The sequence below is a fragment of the Brevibacillus ruminantium genome (assembly GCF_023746555.1).
GTDB lineage: Bacteria > Bacillota > Bacilli > Brevibacillales > Brevibacillaceae > Brevibacillus > Brevibacillus ruminantium.
Map to the genome: position 1 here is coordinate 3,460,621 of NZ_CP098755.1, position 19,302 is coordinate 3,479,922.

At 52.4% G+C, this 19,302-nt stretch carries 17 protein-coding genes and 1 riboswitch; of the genes, 2 read left to right on the forward strand and 15 right to left on the reverse strand.

Annotation, left to right across the window (positions count from 1 at the left end; all coding sequences use genetic code 11):
• Positions 1 to 12 precede the first annotated feature (12 nt).
• The 7 genes from prmA to lepA all read right to left on the reverse strand — a co-directional run bounded on the left by prmA (position 13) and on the right by lepA (position 9,007).
• The gene (gene prmA, locus NDK47_RS17140) at positions 13 to 954 is read right to left on the reverse strand and encodes a 50S ribosomal protein L11 methyltransferase (protein ID WP_251870957.1); all 942 of its coding nucleotides are present in this window, start codon (positions 952 to 954) and stop codon (positions 13 to 15) included.
• Positions 955 to 995: 41 nt separating this feature from the next.
• On the reverse strand, positions 996 to 2,126 hold the full coding sequence (dnaJ, locus tag NDK47_RS17145) for a molecular chaperone DnaJ (protein ID WP_251870958.1): 1,131 nt from the start codon (positions 2,124 to 2,126) through the stop codon (positions 996 to 998).
• A 108-nt stretch (positions 2,127 to 2,234) separates the two neighbouring features.
• Positions 2,235 to 4,073: a molecular chaperone DnaK gene (dnaK, locus tag NDK47_RS17150; protein ID WP_251870959.1), complete on the reverse strand. Its 1,839-nt coding sequence runs from the start codon at positions 4,071 to 4,073 to the stop codon at positions 2,235 to 2,237.
• 69 nt (positions 4,074 to 4,142) lie between these two features.
• Complete coding sequence (grpE, locus tag NDK47_RS17155) at positions 4,143 to 4,712, reverse strand: nucleotide exchange factor GrpE (RefSeq protein ID WP_251870960.1); 570 nt, start codon at positions 4,710 to 4,712, stop codon at positions 4,143 to 4,145.
• 55 nt (positions 4,713 to 4,767) lie between these two features.
• Entirely contained in the window at positions 4,768 to 5,796 is a 1,029-nt protein-coding gene (hrcA, locus tag NDK47_RS17160; RefSeq protein ID WP_251870961.1) for a heat-inducible transcriptional repressor HrcA, read from the reverse strand.
• 125 nt (positions 5,797 to 5,921) lie between these two features.
• Positions 5,922 to 7,067, reverse strand: a complete 1,146-nt coding sequence (gene hemW / locus NDK47_RS17165; RefSeq protein ID WP_251870962.1) for a radical SAM family heme chaperone HemW — start codon at positions 7,065 to 7,067, stop codon at positions 5,922 to 5,924.
• A gap of 122 nt (positions 7,068 to 7,189) precedes the next feature.
• Entirely contained in the window at positions 7,190 to 9,007 is a 1,818-nt protein-coding gene (lepA, locus tag NDK47_RS17170; RefSeq protein WP_251870963.1) for a translation elongation factor 4, read from the reverse strand.
• A gap of 241 nt (positions 9,008 to 9,248) precedes the next feature.
• Between lepA and NDK47_RS17175 the strand changes: the two genes are divergently transcribed.
• Positions 9,249 to 9,710 (forward strand): HIT family protein, encoded by a 462-nt coding sequence (locus NDK47_RS17175; protein WP_251870964.1) that lies wholly within the window; start codon positions 9,249 to 9,251, stop codon positions 9,708 to 9,710.
• Between the two features lie 35 nt (positions 9,711 to 9,745).
• Here NDK47_RS17175 and NDK47_RS17180 read toward each other — a convergent pair whose 3' ends face one another.
• The 7 genes from NDK47_RS17180 to NDK47_RS17210 form a co-directional block, all read right to left on the reverse strand.
• Entirely contained in the window at positions 9,746 to 10,771 is a 1,026-nt protein-coding gene (locus NDK47_RS17180) for a hypothetical protein (RefSeq protein ID WP_251870965.1), read from the reverse strand.
• Positions 10,750 to 11,289 (reverse strand): sigma-70 family RNA polymerase sigma factor, encoded by a 540-nt coding sequence (locus tag NDK47_RS17185; RefSeq protein WP_251870966.1) that lies wholly within the window; start codon positions 11,287 to 11,289, stop codon positions 10,750 to 10,752. The genes NDK47_RS17180 and NDK47_RS17185 overlap by 22 nt, the downstream gene beginning before the upstream one ends.
• 56 nt (positions 11,290 to 11,345) lie before the next feature.
• Positions 11,346 to 12,383, reverse strand: a complete 1,038-nt coding sequence (locus NDK47_RS17190; protein ID WP_251870968.1) for a methyltransferase domain-containing protein — start codon at positions 12,381 to 12,383, stop codon at positions 11,346 to 11,348.
• Positions 12,380 to 13,189 carry a heme ABC transporter ATP-binding protein gene (locus NDK47_RS17195; RefSeq protein ID WP_251870969.1) on the reverse strand — a complete coding sequence of 270 codons (810 nt, stop codon included), beginning with the start codon at positions 13,187 to 13,189 and terminating at the stop codon, positions 12,380 to 12,382. Before NDK47_RS17195 ends, NDK47_RS17190 begins: the two co-directional genes overlap by 4 nt.
• A complete protein-coding gene (locus NDK47_RS17200; protein WP_251876221.1) occupies positions 13,186 to 14,259 on the reverse strand; it encodes a FecCD family ABC transporter permease in 1,074 nt (357 codons plus the stop codon). The genes NDK47_RS17195 and NDK47_RS17200 overlap by 4 nt, the downstream gene beginning before the upstream one ends.
• Positions 14,260 to 14,373: 114 nt before the next feature.
• A complete protein-coding gene (locus NDK47_RS17205) occupies positions 14,374 to 15,405 on the reverse strand; it encodes an ABC transporter substrate-binding protein (protein ID WP_407653450.1) in 1,032 nt (343 codons plus the stop codon).
• Positions 15,406 to 15,646: 241 nt separating this feature from the next.
• A riboswitch (cobalamin riboswitch) is annotated at positions 15,647 to 15,851 on the reverse strand.
• A gap of 3 nt (positions 15,852 to 15,854) precedes the next feature.
• Positions 15,855 to 16,949: a M24 family metallopeptidase gene (locus NDK47_RS17210; protein WP_251870971.1), complete on the reverse strand. Its 1,095-nt coding sequence runs from the start codon at positions 16,947 to 16,949 to the stop codon at positions 15,855 to 15,857.
• Between the two features lie 126 nt (positions 16,950 to 17,075).
• On the opposite strand from NDK47_RS17210, the gene NDK47_RS17215 reads away from it, so the two are divergent.
• On the forward strand, positions 17,076 to 17,867 hold the full coding sequence (locus NDK47_RS17215; RefSeq protein ID WP_251870972.1) for an alpha/beta fold hydrolase: 792 nt from the start codon (positions 17,076 to 17,078) through the stop codon (positions 17,865 to 17,867).
• Positions 17,868 to 17,917: 50 nt separating this feature from the next.
• Here the strand turns inward: NDK47_RS17215 and NDK47_RS17220 are convergent, their stop codons facing one another.
• On the reverse strand, positions 17,918 to 19,285 hold the full coding sequence (locus NDK47_RS17220; RefSeq protein ID WP_251870973.1) for a lanthionine synthetase C family protein: 1,368 nt from the start codon (positions 19,283 to 19,285) through the stop codon (positions 17,918 to 17,920).
• Positions 19,286 to 19,302: the final 17 nt, after the last annotated feature.

Here is a 19,302-nt window from a genome sequence, read left to right on the forward strand (position 1 = left end):
AACCCCATTATTTTAACGTTTTTTTGCAGTAATGGCTACCCAATCGTCAATGAAAATGGTTTCCACGATGTCGAGACCGGAAGCAGTCATGGCCGCCTTTACATCATCCGCCTTGATTTCGATAATGCCGGAAGCGATAAAGGTACCGCCTGGTTTCAGCACGCGATAGACGTCATCGGTAAAGCGGACAATAATCTCGGCCAGAATATTGGCGACGACAACCTCTACCGGGTCCTCGACACCTTCCAGCAGGTTGTTTTGTCTCACCGTAATTTTCTGATCGACACCGTTTAATTCGGTATTGGACTGAGCGGATCGGACAGCCACTTCATCCAGGTCCATCGCCAAAACGTGCTCTGCTCCCAGCTTCACAGCGGCAATACTGAGGATGGCCGTTCCCGTACCGACATCATAGACGCGATCTCCCGGTTGCAGGTACTTCTCCAAGGCACGCAGACAAAGGATAGTCGTCGGATGAGTCCCTGTGCCAAATGCCATGCCCGGGTCCATTTCGATAATTACTTCGTCTGCACCCTTCGGCTGATACTCCTCCCACACGGGCTTAATCGTCATCCGCTCGGATACGTGCACGGGCTTATAGTACTTTTTCCAGGCGTGGGCCCATTCGTCTTCATGAACATCATTGACGGCGATGGTGCCTTTCCCAATGTCCAAGCCATAGCCTGTCAACTGGTCGAGCTGCTGCTTCAGTTCTTCCAGCAGCTCATTCAGCGCACTGCTCTCTGCTGCGAGATACGCTTTGACGAATACGCCCTCGGCCGGAAAGTCATCCGGGGATAGCTGGTAGATTTCACCAAACGGTGTATCCCAGTCGCGATGCAGTACCTCCGGGTCTTCGATCACTACCCCGTTGGCTCCGATCTCGTAAAATAGATTGGACACTGCGTCTACTGCCTCTGCTGTTGTATGGATACTAATTTCCGACCATTTCATGAAATACCAACTCCCCAATCTGCTCATTTCCTCAGGCGAGGTTATTCTCCTCGAAAAGCCCGTTTCATTCGTTCAAAAAAGCTCTCGTTGTCCTCAGTGGCATGATGACCCGGCGCTTCTCCCGATAACTCTGCAAACTCACGCAACAGTTCTTTTTGTCTGTCGTTCAATTTTTTCGGCGTAACGACACGCGCCTTTACATGCTGGTCGCCGCGCCCATTTCCGCGCAAGAACGGAACGCCTTTTCCACGCAGACGGAAAAAGGTCTCCGTTTGTGTACCGGCGGGAATTTTTAGTTTGACACGACCATCTACCGTCGGCACCTCAATCTCGTCACCCAGCGCTGCCTGGGCAAAGGTAATCGGCACCTCACAGTAAATATCGTTCCCTTCCCTTTCAAAAAACTCATGCGCTTTCACGCGCAAGACGACGTACAAATCGCCTGGAGGGCCTCCGTTGAAACCGGGTTCTCCCTCGCCCGATACGCGAAGCTGCGCACCGTCATCCACGCCGGCCGGTATGTTGAGATGGATTTTGCGGCGGATTTTTACGCGGCCTGCTCCGCGGCATGACGTACATTTTTCTCTGACCACTTTTCCTTTGCCCTCGCATGTCGGGCAAACGCGCTTATTGACAATACGGCCAAACGGCGTGTTGGCCACAACCTCCTGCTGACCCGTACCTTTGCAGGTCTGGCAGGTGTCCACGGGGGAACCTGGCTTGGCACCGGAGCCGTGGCAGGTGTCGCATTCTGCTTCTTTGGGAATTTCCACGTCTGTTTCTTTGCCAAAAACAGCCTCCGTAAAATCAATCGACAAGCCGAATTGCAGGTCTGCGCCTTTGCGCGGCGCATTGGGATTGGCACGTCTGCCGCCGCCGAAGAACATATCAAAAATGTCCCCAAAGCCGCCCATATTGGAAGAATCGAAACCGCTAAAGCCGCCAAAGCCCTGATTCGGGTCCTGATGGCCAAACTGGTCATACTGCGCGCGTTTTTGCTGATCCGAGAGAGTGTCGTAGGCTTCCTTCACCTCTTTGAACTTCTCTTCGGCATCTGCCTCTTTATTTACATCGGGGTGGTACTGACGGGCCAATTTCCGGTACGCCTTTTTGATTTCCTCGGCATCCGCATCCTTGGAGACACCCAGTACCTCATAATAATCCCGTTTCATCTCCTGAATCACTCCCATGACAGTCAACTGTTATCATAGCATGTGGCAGACTTGAAAAAAAGTCAAAGTCAGTGTTCCGTGACTTTGACTTTTTTTCTTGCTCTCATCTTACTTCTTGTCGTCAACAACCTCGTAGTCAGCATCTACGACGTTCTCTTTTTTCGCTTCGCCGGAAGCACCTGCGGCGTCCGCACCCTGTGCTCCCTGAGCAGTTTGTGCAGCTTGCTCATACAGCTTTACGGAGATTTGCTGAATGATCGCAGACAGCTCTTCTTTGGTTGCTTTGATCTCATCCGGGTTGCCAGCTTCTAGCGCTTTCTTCACTTTTTCTTTGGCTTCGTTGGCTTTGTCAATCTCAGCCTGATCTACCTTGCCCTCTACTTCTTTCAGGGTTTTCTCGGTAGTGAATACGAGCTGATCCGCTTCGTTGCGCAGTTCGACAGCTTCCTTGCGCTGCTTGTCGGCTTCCGCATTCAGTTCGGCCTCTTTCACCATACGGTCGATCTCGTCATCCGACAAGCCGGAGTTGGAAGTGATCGTGATGCGTTGTTCTTTACCCGTGCCCAGGTCTTTCGCCCGGACGTTCACGATTCCGTTGGCGTCGATATCGAAGGATACTTCGATTTGCGGAATGCCGCGCGGTGCCGGTGGAATATCCGAGAGAGTAAAGCGGCCCAGCGTTTTATTATCTGCCGCCATTTGACGTTCCCCTTGCAGCACGTGGATTTCTACGGATGTCTGGTTATCAGCGGCCGTAGAGAATACCTGCGATTTGCTGGTCGGAATCGTCGTATTGCGGTCGATCAGCCTGGTGAATACGCCACCCAATGTTTCGATACCAAGCGACAGCGGGGTTACGTCCAGCAGAACCACGTCTTTCACATCGCCTGTGAGTACGCCTGCCTGAACCGCGGCACCCAATGCGACTACTTCATCCGGGTTTACGCCTTTGTGCGGCTCTTTGCCAGTAAATTTCTTGATCGCTTCCTGTACAGCCGGAATCCGCGTAGAACCACCCACGAGGATCACGCGATCGATTTCATTTGGAGAGAGACCTGCATCCTGCAGCGCTTGACGGGTAGGACCCATGGTGCGTTCTACGAGATGAGCAGACAGCTCTTCAAATTTGGCACGGGAGAGATTCAGCTCCAGGTGCTTCGGTCCAGACGCATCTGCTGTGATGAACGGCAGAGAAATCGTCGTGGTCAAAACGCCGGAGAGATCCTTTTTCGCCTTCTCGGCAGCGTCCTTCAAACGTTGCTGCGCCATACGGTCTTTGGACAAATCAATGCCATGCTCTTTTTTAAACTCGCTAACGAGATAATCGATGACGACCTGGTCAAAATCGTCACCTCCGAGCTTGTTGTCGCCGGAAGTGGCTTTTACTTCAAAGAACCCTTCGGAGAGCTCCAGAATCGATACGTCAAAGGTACCGCCGCCGAGGTCGTAAACCAGTACGGTTTGATCTTCGCTCTTTTCCATACCGTAAGCCAAAGCTGCTGCTGTTGGCTCGTTTACGATACGCAAAACTTCCAGTCCTGCGATTTTTCCTGCGTCTTTGGTCGCTTGACGCTGACTGTCGTTAAAATAAGCAGGAACGGTGATGACGGCTTGGGTAACGGTCTGGCCCAAATATGCTTCCGCATCGGATTTCAGCTTTTGCAAAATCATCGCAGAAACTTCCTGCGGCGTGTATTCTTTTCCTTCCAGCGTTTCCTTGTGGTTGGTCCCCATGTAACGCTTGACGGACATCACGGTGTTGTCAGGATTGGTAATCGCTTGGCGCTTCGCGGCTTCCCCAACGATGCGCTCGCCGTTTTTAAAAGCTACCACGGATGGAGTAGTGCGGTTGCCTTCGGGATTGGGGATAACGACTGGCTCTCCGCCTTCCATTACGGCCACACAAGAGTTTGTAGTTCCGAGGTCAATACCGATTACACGACTCATACTGTAAAATCCTCCTCACGCTTCACGAACTGATTTTCGGGTTATGTGTATGTTTCAGGGAAATTGCGGTTAGGCGTTTACTTTTACCATCGCCGGACGAATCACACGATCTTTGAAGAGATACCCCTTTTGGAACTCTTCCACGACCACGCCCGACTCCTGGTCAGGTTCACTCACTTGCATAACCGCCTGGTGGACATGCGGATCAAAAGGATGTCCGGTTGCCTGAATCGGGGCAAGTCCTTCCTTTTCAAAGACCTGCACCATTTGTCGGTACACCATATCGACACCCGTCAGGAGCGAGTCGACCGTCATCGTCTCTTTGTCCGCTGACAGGGCACGCTCGAAGTTGTCCAGGACTGGCAGCAATTCCTCCACTACTTTTTGCGAGGCGTATTTGGCCAAATCCTCTTGTTCTTTCCGCAGACGGCGTCTCATGTTTTCCATGTCGGCCATTGCTCGGAGAAGTCGGTTGTTCAGCTCTTCTGCCTGTGCTTTGTAGCGTTCGGCTTGCTGTTGCCAATCTTCTTGTGCCGCATCCCCCTGATTCAGATCAGACTGCTCGCTTTCTGGAGCAGCTTTCTCCTCTTCTTGCTCAAGTGAAACATCCTGTTCCTGGTTCCATTTTTCATCCTTCAAGATTCACAATACCTCCCATGACCGCCGTGGCATGATTGCCGAGACGTCCATCATACTATTTCTCAAATTCCGAGGTCAGCATATGAGAAAGACCTTCCGCGAGGTAATTGAGCACGGTGATCACCTTGCTGTATTCCATACGCGTTGGCCCCAGTATTCCAACCATCCCTACAGGCTTGCCGCCGAGGGAATAGGAAGTGGTAATGATACTGCACTGCTTGACCGCGGCCAATTGATTTTCCTGCCCGATTCGCACAGTCAGACCTGCTGCCGGTGCTCCAAACAGATGGATCAGTTGATCGTTTTGTTCCAAAAGCTGCAGAATGTCTTTTACCTTATCCACATCCCGGAACTCCGGCTGATCCATAATTTTGGTCGCGCCGCGCAGATAGACGCGCTCGGATTCATCCTGACTCAAGGAATCCTCCAGTATGTGCAGCATCTCTTCGTATTGCTCCACATGACGCCTCATCTCACTGGCGATCTCCTGATAAAGCCGCTGTCGCAGCTGCCACAACGGAACCTCAGAAAGTTTGGCATTCAATATGTTAACCAGCTTTTCGATTTCTTGCGGGAGAACTCCCTTGGGAAGATCGATCAGCTTGTTCTCCACTCGCCCGGTATTTGTCACCATGATGGCCACTGCCTGCTCTTCGTTTAACGGGACAATCTGAATATGCTTCAAACGATGCTCGAAAATCTCAGGCCCCAGTACAATGGCTGTGTAGTTGGTCACATGGGAAAGGATTTGCGCGGTGTATTCAATCACTTGCTCAAAGTGATGAATGCGTTCGGCAAACAGATGTTTCAGCTTACCCAGCTCCAGATCGCTCAACAAATGCGGCTGAATCAGGTTGTCAACATAAAAGCGATACCCTTTGGTAGACGGCACTCGACCTGCAGAGGTGTGAGGCTGCTCCAGGTATCCCAGCTCCTCTAGGTCGGCCATATCGTTGCGAATGGTTGCCGAGCTAAAGCCGATACCCTCTCGTTTGGAAATCGTACGGGAGCCTACAGGTTCGGCCGAATGAATGTAATTATCGACGATCGCATTGAGGATTAATCTTTGCCGGTCCGATAACATGATGCCTTCGCCTCCCTGTTGTTAGCACTCATTACGATCGAGTGCTAATTCTATTTATTAAGGTATCAATATGCGAGGAATTTGTCAATGTTTTCCCGAAAACCCTTCGTATTTCTTCTTTCCAATTACTCTCCCAGGAAACGGGCGAAAACCTCGTTTCCCAGCGGCAATGCCTGTCGGGTCAACCGAACCCCGCCATCTTTCCATTCCAGCATGCCTTTCGCTACCTCTTCTTCGATAATGGCTCCGAATTGCTCCCGTAACGGTTTGCCAAACCTGCGCTCAAACCGCTGCGCATCCACCCCTTCACGCAGTCTCAGACCCATGATCATGTGGTCTTCCATCGCTTCCTTCTCTTCCACTCGGAACTGCTCAACCCGCGGCAGACCCTCCTTGCATTTTTGCAGATAGACGGCCAGCGGTCCGGCATTTACATGGCGTTCCTGGTTCACATAGCCGTGGGCGCCAGCACCCAATCCATAATATTCTTCGTTGAGCCAGTAGGTTTTATTATGTCTGCTTTCAAAACCGGGCTTTGCAAAGTTGCTGATCTCGTATTGCAGGTAGCCGTGGCGCTCCATCTCCTCGATCAGCAGCAGGTACATATCCAGCTCTGTCTCTTCGGACGGCAGCGGCAGCTGATCCTTTTGGTACAAGGTGTGAAACAGCGTATTTTCTTCTACCTTTAAACTGTATGCAGAGAAATGGGTGGTGGGCAATTGAAAGGCTTTGTGCAGGGTATCCCGAAAAATGTCCATGGTCTGGTCCGGCAGACCGAACATCAGGTCAATCGTCAAGTTGTCGAACCCGACAGAGACAGCGTTGTCAATGCTTTGGTAAACCTGCTCCACATCGTGAATCCGCCCCAGACGCTTCAGCAAAGCAGAGTCGAATGACTGCACGCCAAAGCTGAGTCTGTTTACTCCCATATCGCGCATCAAGCGCAGCTTATCCTTGTCCGTCGTTCCCGGATTGGCTTCCATCGAAAATTCCAGATCAGGCGCAGCAAAAGCGCCAAGATGCTTCTGCACCATCTCCAGAAATCGCTTCATCTGGGCCTGATCAAGAAACGTGGGTGTCCCACCGCCGACAAAAATAGTTTTTACCTGCTGGACTGGCCATTTCGCAAAGGTCAGCTCCATTTCGCTCTCCAGTGCGTCCAGGTAATCCCAAATCAACTGCGGGTTATTGGTGACAAACGAGTTGAAGTCACAATAATAACATTTATTGGTACAAAAAGGAATATGAATATAAACCGATTGGGGGGCCATTGCTGTGCTCCCTCCTTTACAAAAGAAAGTGAAAAGACCTGACGTGATGGGTCAGGTCTGTCAATCTGCAACCTGCACATTTTTCGTGCAGGTTTGATCACATGCTTGCGGTTGCTTCGTTATTATTTCTTCTCATCCATGCGCAAGACAGCCATAAACGCTTCCTGTGGCACTTCGACGGAGCCGACGGATTTCATCCGCTTTTTCCCCTCTTTTTGTTTCTCCAGGAGCTTCCGTTTCCGGCTGATGTCCCCGCCGTAACACTTGGCCAATACGTTTTTGCGAAGCGCGCTGATGGTTTCACGCGCGACAACCTTATGTCCGATTGTAGCCTGAATCGGCACCTCGAACTGCTGGCGCGGGATCAGCTCCTTCAGCTTTTCACAAATGGTGCGGCCGCGTGGGTAGGCACTGTCTTTATGGACGATGAAGGACAGAGCATCCACTACTTCGCTGTTCAGGAGGATATCCATCTTAACCAGCTTGGACGGTTTGTAACCTGCCAACTCGTAGTCAAACGACGCGTAGCCTTTGGTACCCGACTTCAACAGATCAAAGAAATCGTAGACGATCTCGGAGAGAGGCATGTCGTATTTCAACTGTACGCGATTCTCGCCCATGTACTGCATGTCGAGAAACTCTCCCCGTTTACCTTGGCAAAGCTGCATGACGTCGCCCACGTAATCTTTGGGAACCATGACAGTAGCCGTTACATACGGCTCCTCGATCATCTCGATCTTCTGCACTTCCGGCATTTTCGACGGGTTGTCGATCTCGATGACATCCCCGTTGGTCATGGTGACCCGATAGATCACGCTTGGTGCCGTGGTGATCAGGTCGATATTGAACTCTCGCTCAATCCGCTCCTGGATGATCTCCATGTGCAAAAGTCCAAGGAATCCGCAGCGGAAGCCAAAGCCAAGGGCCTGGGATGTCTCCGGCTCATACTGGAGCGAAGCATCGTTCAATTGAAGTTTTTCCAGGGCTTCACGCAAATCGTTGTAATCACTGGTGTCGATCGGATAGAGACCGCAGAACACCATCGGATTGATTTTCCGGTATCCAGGGAGCGGCTCTGCTGCCGGACGGGTAGCATCGGTAATCGTATCCCCGACCCGTGTGTCTCCCACTGTTTTAATGGCGGCCGCCACATAGCCTACGTCACCCACTGTCAATTCTTCAACGGGGCGTTGGCGCGGCATAGAGGCGCCTACTTCCGTCACTTCAAAGATTTTGCCTGTCGCCATCATTTTGATCTTCATGCCTTTTCGGAGGCTTCCGTTCACGATTCGGACAGACGCGATAACTCCCCGGTATGGGTCAAAGTACGAGTCAAAGATCAAGGCTTGCAGCGGCGCATCGGGATCTCCCTCTGGCGCTGGCACTTTTTTGACGACAGCTTCCAGTACGTCCTTGATCCCGATTCCGGCTTTGGCGGAAGTCAGACAGGCATCGCTTGCGTCCAGCCCGATGACATCCTCTACTTCTTGCTTGACACGTTCTGGCTCCGCGCTTGGCAGGTCGATCTTGTTGATGACCGGAATGATTTCCAGATCGTTGTCCAGTGCCAGATACACGTTGGCCAGCGTCTGTGCTTCGATGCCCTGAGCCGCGTCCACGACCAGCAAGGCTCCTTCACAAGCAGCCAGACTGCGGGAGACTTCATAGGTGAAGTCGACGTGTCCAGGTGTATCGATCAAGTGCAGAATGTACTCTTCCCCGTCGTCCGCTTTATACTTTAACTGTACTGCGTTCAATTTGATTGTAATCCCGCGCTCTTTTTCCAGATCCATCGAATCCAGAAACTGTGCTTCTTTTTCCCTCTCAGACAAAGCACCAGTCGATTCCAAAATGCGGTCAGCCAATGTAGACTTCCCGTGGTCAATATGCGCGATGATGGAAAAATTGCGAATGCGTTTTTGTCTTTCACGGCGATCCATGTGTTGTCAGTTCCCTCCCACGCCATCTGAACGACGCCTGTATACCTGCTTCAGACCGCGTTCCGAAAAAATACACTAACGTTTATTATATCAAAGCGCGGTATTGCGAGCAACAAAGCGTTTGTCACGATGTTGCCGTTTCCTTACCAACAGGTATGGAAGGGGCAAACAGCGAAATATATAAAGCGGCTGGTTAAAAATGATGCAGATGAGAAAATGATGCAGGAAAGGAAAATTTGCCATGCAACAAATCGAATACTCCCATACATCCATAGCAGTTGGAAATTGTGTCGGATGCCACTTGGCTCTTGGCTTCGAAGCTGTTCATACCGTTTACGAAAATGATCGGCTTCGCTGCATTCTGGATATCGATCCTTTCGCAGAAGGCCATACTCTCGTCTTGCCAAAGGAGCACGTGAAAGAGTGGAGCGAGATGGATGACGCGCTGGCGCTTGCCGTCATCGAGGCAATTCAAAAGGTATCAGCTGCGCTGAACGAACTTTATCAGCCAGACGGCATCACTGTCTGTCAGAACGGAGGCCGCTTCAGTGACCTCAATCACTTTCACCTTCATATTATTCCCCGATTTCAAGGGGATGGATTTGCCTGGAGTGAGCCCATCCATCTCCATGGAGCTGAGGAGCGTTTGGCGGAGACGAGAGAAAAGATCGCCGCCATGATTTCCTCACTGCAGAGTCGTTAACATTTCTTCCGGCGCAGTTGTGTCCTGTCCGTCTGTCACGGCCTTTTAATCTCATCGAGCCGCTTCAGATATTTCTCGGGAAACATCTCTCTCAAACTGCTCTGATAAAGCGAGCCATCTTCCGGAATGCGGTGACCGACTACCCGGTAATCGCCTTTTCCCAGCGATTGTGTATAGAAAATATCCAGGACAATCGGACAGCTCAGACCGGGAGAAGCTTCTCCTGCTTTGCCTATTATGCTAACCCATGCGTAAACCCGTCTTTTTTCGGGATTAGGCGCTTCAACACCGACCAAAGCGAGCTTTACCTCCCGATCTGTGCCCAGCCCGGCCAAATCCCCTTGAGCAGACTGCAAATAACTGGTTACCAGCGGTGTAAGGAAATCTCGATTGACAGGAGAGATTCCTTCTTTCACTTCGATAAATACCTGTCCAAAGTGCTTGCCTTCGGAGAGCACCTGGATTTTCCATACGCCTGGGTCAGGCAAAGCAACTCCCGCACGAAAATGCCCATCTGCATCATAGAGCGTCCCCATCACTTGGTAGGTTCCCAGCTCGACTTTTTTGCTTTTTGTGCTGTATGCCACCAGTTGCACTTCTTTGGCAAAGCTGCCGTTTAACAGCACGGTCATGGTCTGTGTCTGGTCCTCATAATATCCGTGCTCATCTGTAATAACGCGCACCGGCTTTTCTCCGAGATAACTGAAAACCCCATCGTCCTTTTGTTCCACGGTGGGCGGGGAAGGCTTCCATAGATCAGGGGGATTGACGACTGTTCCGGGCAGCCAGGGGCGCTCCTGCAGCGGCTCCCTCGCATGGTGATTCTCCGGCAAGCGTATCACGGCAGAGCCGAGGAGAATCAACAAGAATACAACAGCTGCCACCGATGCTGCCGACCGGAAGGCCCACACCCTGCGGACAAAATAGGCTCTCTTCCCTTGCCTTTCCCGTTCTGCTGCCCGTCTGACCTTCTCTTCCATCGACGGGGAAAAGGCAACATCATGAAGTACGGCCCGATCCGCTCGCTCTTTCAATTCCTTTAGCCATTGGTCTCGGTCCATTCCCAACCCTCCCCGTTCCTCATGTCTTCTTTCAGCCTCTGTCTGGCCCGATGAAGCCTCGTCCGAACCGTCCCCTCGGTGACTCCCAGCACTTCTGCCACTTCGGCAATCGACATCTCTGCATAGTAATGAAGCGCGACGGCCTGCCGATAGAGTGGGGGCAACGCTAACACAAGGCGAACAAGCTCATCTTTAGCCGCCCGCTCCACCACGATCCCTTCCGTCGATACGTCACCCGCTTTTTGTATCCAGGAGTGCGGCAGCAAATTGCGAAATGCCCAAGAGCGCATATGTCCCTTGCACTCATTTACTGCGATGCGATAAATCCAGGTGTGGACGCTGCTTTCCCCGCGGAATGCTGCGAGGTTGCGGTAGACTTTGAGAAACACATCCTGGGTAATATCCTCCGCCAGGGCTCGGTCCTTCACCATCAAGGTAACCAGCCGGAGAACACGCGTCCCGTATTCCCTCATCAGGCGATCCAAAGAAGCTTCTGTAGTCTGCTGAAGCTTATCCACCGGGCGCGCCTCCCTTCCTGCTTCTTCCTTGATTAGATGCACCTGACGGTTATTTGTTACAACGTTTTTTTCTGTGCGATCACAATGATTCTCGCTGCACCTGTATTGCATTCTCCAGGGCCGCTGACAAACGGGTAACCGCCTTCCCTCCAGCGGTCGGGATCATAGTTTGCTTTCGTGCGTTTTTCTGATGAGAAAGAGGGCTTCTCTTCCTGTGAAGCGTCGGAGACAGTCGGTCGTGGAAAGGTGTCGTCTTCATGTACGGCGACTATCCGCCATTGTTCAGCTTCGAGCAGCAGCTCCAGTTCCCCTGGCAGAATCAAGGCCATTTCCCGTTCGACCCGGTAACGCGGCTGTTCTACCTGCTCCAAGTAGGTTTCATACGTAAGCGAGTAGCGGAATAATTGCCGGGCAAGCGATGTCTCTCCCGCTATATGCTGATAGACCATCTTGTCCGGAAAAACCCATTTGCGCTGCTGGGTTCTCCACTCATGACCGGCGGGGGGAAGAATAATCTCCACTGCGGCAAATCCACCCGTGCTCAAGTGTTCCCAGATCCTCTGCAATACTTGTCTTTGTTCCGAACGTCTTGTAAAGTGCTGCAGAAAGCCTTCGTTTAGCAGGACATGCGTAAAGCTGCGATTCAGGTTCAGCTGCAAGGCGTCTTGTTCAACGAGCTCCCACAAGTGCTCTTTGCCTTTTCCCAGACGACTTCTCTTTTTTCCTGCCAGCTCCAGCATGTCCGGACTGTTATCCACACCGCAGACAGTAATGCCGTGTTTGACCAGCTCCATGGCTATTCGGCCCGTTCCTACGCCCAGCTCCAGCACGGAAGCAGGCAGCTCCCCGTTTAAAATCCAGTCTCGAAAAAAGACTAGACCTGTTTTTCCTGCGAACTGATCATAATAGGTGGCTTCAAGCCCCGTGTATCTGGCCCCCGGCAATCGCTCATGCCTTCCGCCTGTAAGTCCACAGGTGGAGCAGACCGAGCCTGCCAGCCGTTCAAAAGAAATGCCGGGCGGCACGCCATTTTTACTGTCACCCAGCCATTCATCGTAGCGAAATCCGCATACTGTGCACAGATAGACACTCATAGCGCTGTCGATACCTCCTCTTTTTCCCAACGGGATGTATGCATGCCGGAAAAAAAGACGATATGCTTCTTTTGTGTTTTTGGATGCACGTAGATTTCTGTTTCCACCCCAAACACTTCATGAATCAAATTGGGTGTGAGCACCTCTTCCGGGGTGCCATTGGCTGCGATCCGCCCTTCGTTGATCACATACAGATGGTCACAGTACATGGCTGCGATGTTTAAATCATGCAGCGCTGCAAGGACGGTCAGCCGAAGATTTCTCAACAGATCCATGATTTGCAGCTGGTAACGTATATCCAGATGATTGGTAGGCTCGTCCAATATCAGCAGCTTGGCTTCCTGAACCAGTGCCCGGGCAATCATGACGCGCTGCTTCTCGCCTCCAGAAAGGGACTGAAAGCTTCTCTCCGCATATTCCTCCATACCCGTGCGGACCAAGGCCTCATGAACCAAACGGGTGTCTTCGGCCGTATCGGTTTGAAACAATCTTTTATGAGCGGTGCGGCCCATCATAACAATCTCCCGCACTGTAAAATCAAACTCCACCGTAGATTCCTGGCGAACAACCGCCATGCGCTGCGCAGCTTGACGCGCCGAGAGTTGGTAGACGTCTTCCCCATTCAAGGAGACGATCCCATCATCCGGTTTTTTGATCCGGTACATGCTTTTCAGCAATGTCGATTTTCCGCTCCCGTTCGGCCCAATCAACCCGACGAACATTCCCTGACTCACCTGGACATCGATGTGCTCCAGGATCTTTTTCCCGGACAGCGCTACCGAAACCTGCCTGGCTTGGAGATTCATGAGTTCCCCCCTCCAAACGAATAAGAGTTGCGCAGCATGAGCCAGATAAAGAACGGCCCGCCGCAAAGTGACGTGATGATTCCGATCGGCAGTTCCTGCGGGGCGAATAGCAGCCTCGCCAGAACATCCGCCCAGATCAGAAAAATCGCGCCAAACAAAGCACTGACCGGCAGTACTCTGCGATGGTCGGACCCCACCGCAATGCGTACCATGTGAGGTATCATCAGTCCGACAAAGCCAATGGCTCCGGTTATCGAGACGATGACACCTGTCAACAAAGCAGTAATCACCAACAGTATTTTTCGGAATCGCTCCGTATTGACCCCCAAGGTACGGGCCGTTTCCTCTCCCATCATGATGGCATTGAGGGAGCGGTACTGTAGCATCAATGCGAAAAGCCCAACCAGAACAATAAAAGAAGGCATGCCGAGATACGTCCATTTCCCCCCGGCCAAGCTGCCCTGCATCCAGAACAGGACCGTCTGAATGCCGTGCTCGTTTGGTGCCGTAAAGATGATCATGCTGGTAATGGCTGACAACACAGCCGCTACGGCGATGCCGGACATGAGCAATCGGACTGTCGAGTTCTGTCCTCCCATCCGGGACAGCGTAAACACCAAGATGGTGGAAATGAGCGAGCCAGTAAATGCTGCCATTGAAACGGCATATTGCCCGTACATGCTGAATGCTCCAAGCAGAATGGCGAGCGTGGCACCAACGGATGCGCCCGAGGAAACGCCAAGCAGATACGGATCTGCCAGCGAATTTCGCACCAGTGCCTGAATCGTCACGCCGACCACTGACAGACCCGCTCCCACAATCACGGCCAGGAGCACGCGTGGAAAACGGATTTGCCATATGATGGTTTCTTCCGATTTTGACCAGTCTGCCTCTGCCCAACCCCCGATCACTGGCACATGGGAGAGGGCGATTCGCCATACCGTTTCCGGTTGAATTGCAACTGACCCAAGCGTAACGGCCAACGTCACACTGGCAACGAGGCCGATACCCAGAAGCAGCAAAATCGATGAAAACCATGCCTTCGACCTTCTGATGTCTTTTGTGAGCATTTCGCTGCTTTCCGGTCCCTTCGTGGAGACCATTTTCTCAACCGTTGTTTTAGGCATCTTATCCTCCCTTCGACGCGATCAGCAATAACAGGCCAGGGCGGCGGGTTACCAGGATTATTGCTTAAATGCTTCCGGATAGAACCCTTCGGCAAGTGTTTGCAAGGCAAGCGGCGCTCGTACCCCTTCTGCGGCTGCAGACAAAGGCAGCACAATCAGTCGCTTGTTCTGGATGGCAGGCAGCTCCGCCAGTTCTTTTTTCGACAGCAGGAAGTTGCGTTTCTGCTCCACAGTCTTATCTCCGTAATCGACGATGACGATGACGTCCGCTTTGCGCGCGACTACTTCTTCCCAGCTAGTGGTTGTCCAGCCTTTCGGGATATCATCAAATACGTTTTTGCCTCCTGCAAGTCGAATCAAAGTCGTCATATAGTTATTAGCCGCCGTAAAAGGCTGGTCTTCTCCATTGTCGTAGACGAAAACACGCAGCGGTTCTTTTTGTTCCCCAATTCGGTCAGTAATTTCTTTCATCTCTTTTTTGATTTTCTCAATCAGTTCGTCTGCCTTCTCTTCCACCCGGAAAATACGGCCGATATTGCTGATGTCAGCAAAAACATCTTCGGGCTCTGGCCCTGTCATGTTGGAGGATTGGTGGAGATACGGCTTAATCCCTAATTTTTCCAATCCATCAATCGTTCCGACCGCTTTCTCTGTAAAAGCACTTTTCCAGCCAGCGTAGACAAAGTCCGGCTCTGCTGCAAGCAGCACTTCTTTGGATGGGTACTTCGCAGAAAGAACGGGAACCTTGGCGTAGGCGTCCTGGTATTCCGGCAAAATGCTGTCGTCCAGATACGCGGTCCCGGCCATCTTGTCTTCAAGACCGAGGGCAAGCATCACCTCAGTCACATGTTGATTGAGGGAAACTGCTCTTTTGGGCACCTCGGTGAACGTAACTGTTCTCCCATCTATTTGGACAGTAACCGGATTCGTGCTGTTTCCGTCACCAGCTTTCGCCGTTTCCTGCGACGGAGTATTATTGGGAGCAGACGCGTTGTTTGCTGGAGTGGCGCTGCCGCAGCCGGTGAGGAACAGGACAGCCGCGATCCCTGTTAGCATCCAGTTCCGAATTCCTATGTACTTAGCTTTCATCATGTTACTTCCTCCCTTTTCATCACTACACATTTATGAAAAACCACGTGTTCGCCTCTCGTCTCTTGATGTCTGTAACGCGGTGGTTTTACCAGTGTGAGCGGAGGGATGCCAGAAAAAAAGCACCTTCCGATGTTTGCGGAAGATGCTTCTTATAGCTTGCATGTGCATAGAAACAAAAGGATAGCCGGATAGCGTCTACGCTGATGCTCCTGATACACTTTCCCCATCCGCGTGGGTTCATCGTGCGTGCTTCATGGCAGGTCTCCTGGCTTGGGTTCATCACGCCTTGCTCCTTCCCATTTCGCGCTCTGGCAAAACAGTGGATTCACGCAAGGACGCTCCCCTTCACAGTGGCGGGACCGCGTCGGATTTTCACCGATCTTCCCTATTAAGTAACCGGAACGATGTTCGCTCCGGATTACACCATGAAACGAGTAGCTCGTATTCTATTTTCCAATCACTTGCAGTTGCTTCGGATATTGCGTCAACACTTCGCATCCGTCCGCTGTAACCAGAATGTCGTCCTCAATTCGCACACCGCCAACACCCGGCACATAAACACCCGGCTCGATGGTAAATACCATTCCTGGACGAAGTGTATCCTGGTTTTGCCCATGGACGGAAGGATACTCGTGCACATCCATCCCCAGGCCGTGTCCCAGTCGGTGAATAAAGTACTCTCCGTATCCCTTGTCTGAAATCACGCGGCGTGCGGTTTGGTCCAAATGGGCCAGGGTTACACCCGGGCGAACCTCGGCAATCGCCGCTTCATTGGCGGCCAGCACGGTTTCATAGATATCCCGAAGCTGCTCGCTGATTTCACCAACGGCAAAGGTGCGCGTGATGTCTGACACGTACCCGTCTGCCAGGACTCCGAGGTCAAACAAAAGCAGCTCACCTTCTCGGACCTCACGGCTGCCTGGTTTTCCATGAGGCAGGGCGGACTTTTCGCCGGCCAGCACCATCGTGCTAAACGATGGTCCCTCCGCGCCCAAACGTTTCATCTGGTATTCCAGGTCAGCAACCACTTCCGCTTCGGTGACGCCAGGCTTCAGTGACTTCACAACCGCGTCCAAAGCAGCTTCCACCAGCTTGACAGCGTGCTTCATGCGCTCTACTTCATCCGCTGATTTGATTAAACGCATTTCACGAAGCGGCTCCTCTACATCGACATAGCTTTCAGCAGCAATCTGCGCACTCATCGCTTCAAAGCGGTCAACTGTCATGTGACTTTTTTCCAGCCCCAGCGTTTTTAGTCCGGGTGGCAAGGCGTTCTTCAAGACATCATAAGGGTTGTCTGTATCAGTATGGGTCAGAATGTTTTTCATGGCAGACGCTTCGGCCGCAGCCGACCGGTCCAGTGCCGGAACGATCAGGGAAGGTTCTCCGGCAGCTGGGATTACCAGGCCCATGAACCGCTCGTGCGGCTCGGTCAAAAACCCTGTCAGGTAGTAAACGTGCTTTGGCAATGTAATCAAAGCAACGTCTATTCCTTCCTTTTGCATATAGGCAAGAATGCGCTGAATACGTTCTTGATACAAAGGGGGTCAACCGCCTTTCTTTGGGTATCATACTGCGAGGATACCATTTCCTCACCAAAAAAAGAAGCGAACGGACGAAAAAACTATGCGCAGTTTCGGACAGGATAAAACAGAGGTGAATCACGAATGAGCGAAACATCAATCGTTTCATCTGCTAAAGGCTCCAAGCTAGCGGTGCAGCTGTACGGCAACGGCCAGCCGCTTGTATGCATCCATGCGCCTGGCATCGGGATGATCAATTTCTCCCGTTTACACGAATTAGCCGAGCACTTTCAACTTATCCTCCCTGATCTTCCCGGCCACGGAGCGAGCGATCCGCTGCCCATCCCTTTTACGATGGCCGATCTTAGCGAGACGTTGGAGGAAACGATTCACGCTCTCGGACATGAGCGAGTGGTCGTGATGGGCTATTCCCAAGGGGCTTCTCTCGCCCTGAAATGGTGCCTGCGCCATCCGCATTCAATCGCGGGTCTTGTGCTGGTCAGCGGTTTTTCCGAGGTGAATGAGTGGTACCTGCACTCGCGCTTTTATTTGGCCGAGGCAATTGCCAGGATGGGTGGTGTGGGAGTATTGGCCCGCTCGACTGCCTCCTCACACCTGGACAAAGAGTCAGACAAAGAACGATGGATCACGCATGGCAGCCGGACGGACGCCAAGACCCTTCATCACCTGTATACGATCGGCCATCGCTACCGCTGCACAGAGCGCTTGCATGAGATCAAGCAGCCCGTGCTGCTCTTGTATGGCCAGCAGGACACGCACATGCATCCGTACGGCAAGCTTATGGGAAAACACTTACCGCAAGCCCGAATGGTTTCCGTTCCTGGAGTAAAGCACCAGATCGTGACTCGCGCTGCAGAGCCTTTGAGTCGACTTTGCATAGAATTTATCGGTTCTATCCCTGTCTCTTCGGTCTGATCGTGCTTGGAGTTGACCAGCACAGACAACGTGCTGTGTACTCCCGGTTTTTACGAAAGCAAAAGAGCCGCTTCCCATTCCGGCGGCTCAGCACGCAACAGGCTGAGAAGCACAAGAGCGGTACCGGCCGCGCCATCGAGAAGTCCAGGGTAATGAAGCCGTCTGTCACCGGATGCAAGCCGCTGTACCTCGTAGTAACCGAAAGGCGCTTCTGACGAAAACATGGTGATGACCTGTTCCGCGAGCCTGTCCCGTTCCGCTCTCAGCTCCCCGCTTTCGGCGTACATGCGCTGGGTCATCAGCAGCAAACCGGCATACCCGTGACAGATCGTCGGAGCGTAAAGATTCCACAATTCCTGCGGACGCCGAAACGTTCCCCGGTATGCCTTTAGTGCTGCCTGCTTCCAGTCTGCTTGCCCGAGCGATTCTCCCGCCAACCAGAGCGCACGGGCGACTCCCGGCGTTCCGTAGCACCACGCCTCCCGATGCACGAAGGGGTCTACTTTTCCCATTTCCCAATTCTCCAGGCTAAGCTGTGGAGCCCAGAGATCCCCGTACGCATCCGTCTGCTTCCATGCCAGCAGCCATTCTGCGATGCGCTGTATCGCCTCCCGCTGACCTTCTATCTCCACACCATGCTGCAAAGCGAGTGACAGCAAAGAGAGCACCCCTGGTATTCCGTGGGAGACACCACAGTTGAAATTTCCTTGGGGGAATCTCTCCGCATCTGCGATCGTCGCCTGCTTCTCTTTTGAGATGTGCCATGCCGGAACGCTCTTCCCTGCCACTTTTCTTTCGCCAGCGAGAGCCACCAGATAAGCGATCACATCATACAGGAGCTTCACCAGCTCGGGCTGGTCCTGCCGAAGCAGCAAGTAACGCCCAATCCCCGCTACGCCGTTGATCACGTCATAGTCGCTCATCGCCGGACGATCCTGGAGCCGCGCTTTCGCCCCTGCGAGGTACTCGGGGAGTCGTTTTCCCAGCTGCTCCTCCAATTTTTGCAGAAAAACCTGGTAACGGGTGCCTTGACGCGACAGCAGATGAACAGCAAAGCAGATGCCTGAAAGACCTGTCCACAGACCAAGTCCGTGGATGCCTGTACGCTGCACTTCCTGTTGGACTGCTGTCAACAGTGTGTGTCCTTTTACATCCCAGCCGTAGTTCGGATCGTTTTTGTCCAACTCGGCATACAGCAGACTGATCCCCGTATAACCGCTTGCCAGCGACGCAGGATGAAACAAGGCATGCTGTGCACCCATGCTTTCAAACCGGTTTTCTGCGTTTTCGGCGATCTTGGCCGTGTACGCAGCATCCTGCAGCCGAGCAGCTATCTCAAATACTTGCTTTTCGATCATCTCCCGCATCTGCGGAGACGAGACCGGCTTCCATTGGGACTTTGTTTGTTTCACCTGCATGGGGGAACCTCCTTTCT

Coding starts and splice junctions, on each gene's coding strand:
- NDK47_RS17175 (WP_251870964.1), top strand. CDS start 9,249: ATGCAACAAATCGAATACTCCCATACATCCATAGCAGTTGGAAATTGT.
- dnaJ (WP_251870958.1), bottom strand. CDS start 2,126: ATGAAACGGGATTATTATGAGGTACTGGGTGTCTCCAAGGATGCGGAT.
- NDK47_RS17215 (WP_251870972.1), top strand. CDS start 17,076: ATGAGCGAAACATCAATCGTTTCATCTGCTAAAGGCTCCAAGCTAGCG.
- prmA (WP_251870957.1), bottom strand. CDS start 954: ATGAAATGGTCGGAAATTAGTATCCATACAACAGCAGAGGCAGTAGAC.
- NDK47_RS17220 (WP_251870973.1), bottom strand. CDS start 19,285: ATGCAGGTGAAACAAACAAAGTCCCAATGGAAGCCGGTCTCGTCTCCG.
- hrcA (WP_251870961.1), bottom strand. CDS start 5,796: ATGTTATCGGACCGGCAAAGATTAATCCTCAATGCGATCGTCGATAAT.
- hemW (WP_251870962.1), bottom strand. CDS start 7,067: ATGGCCCCCCAATCGGTTTATATTCATATTCCTTTTTGTACCAATAAA.
- NDK47_RS17200 (WP_251876221.1), bottom strand. CDS start 14,259: ATGCTCACAAAAGACATCAGAAGGTCGAAGGCATGGTTTTCATCGATT.
- dnaK (WP_251870959.1), bottom strand. CDS start 4,073: ATGAGTCGTGTAATCGGTATTGACCTCGGAACTACAAACTCTTGTGTG.
- NDK47_RS17205 (WP_407653450.1), bottom strand. CDS start 15,405: ATGAAAGCTAAGTACATAGGAATTCGGAACTGGATGCTAACAGGGATC.
- NDK47_RS17180 (WP_251870965.1), bottom strand. CDS start 10,771: ATGGACCGAGACCAATGGCTAAAGGAATTGAAAGAGCGAGCGGATCGG.
- NDK47_RS17190 (WP_251870968.1), bottom strand. CDS start 12,383: ATGAGTGTCTATCTGTGCACAGTATGCGGATTTCGCTACGATGAATGG.
- lepA (WP_251870963.1), bottom strand. CDS start 9,007: ATGGATCGCCGTGAAAGACAAAAACGCATTCGCAATTTTTCCATCATC.
- NDK47_RS17195 (WP_251870969.1), bottom strand. CDS start 13,189: ATGAATCTCCAAGCCAGGCAGGTTTCGGTAGCGCTGTCCGGGAAAAAG.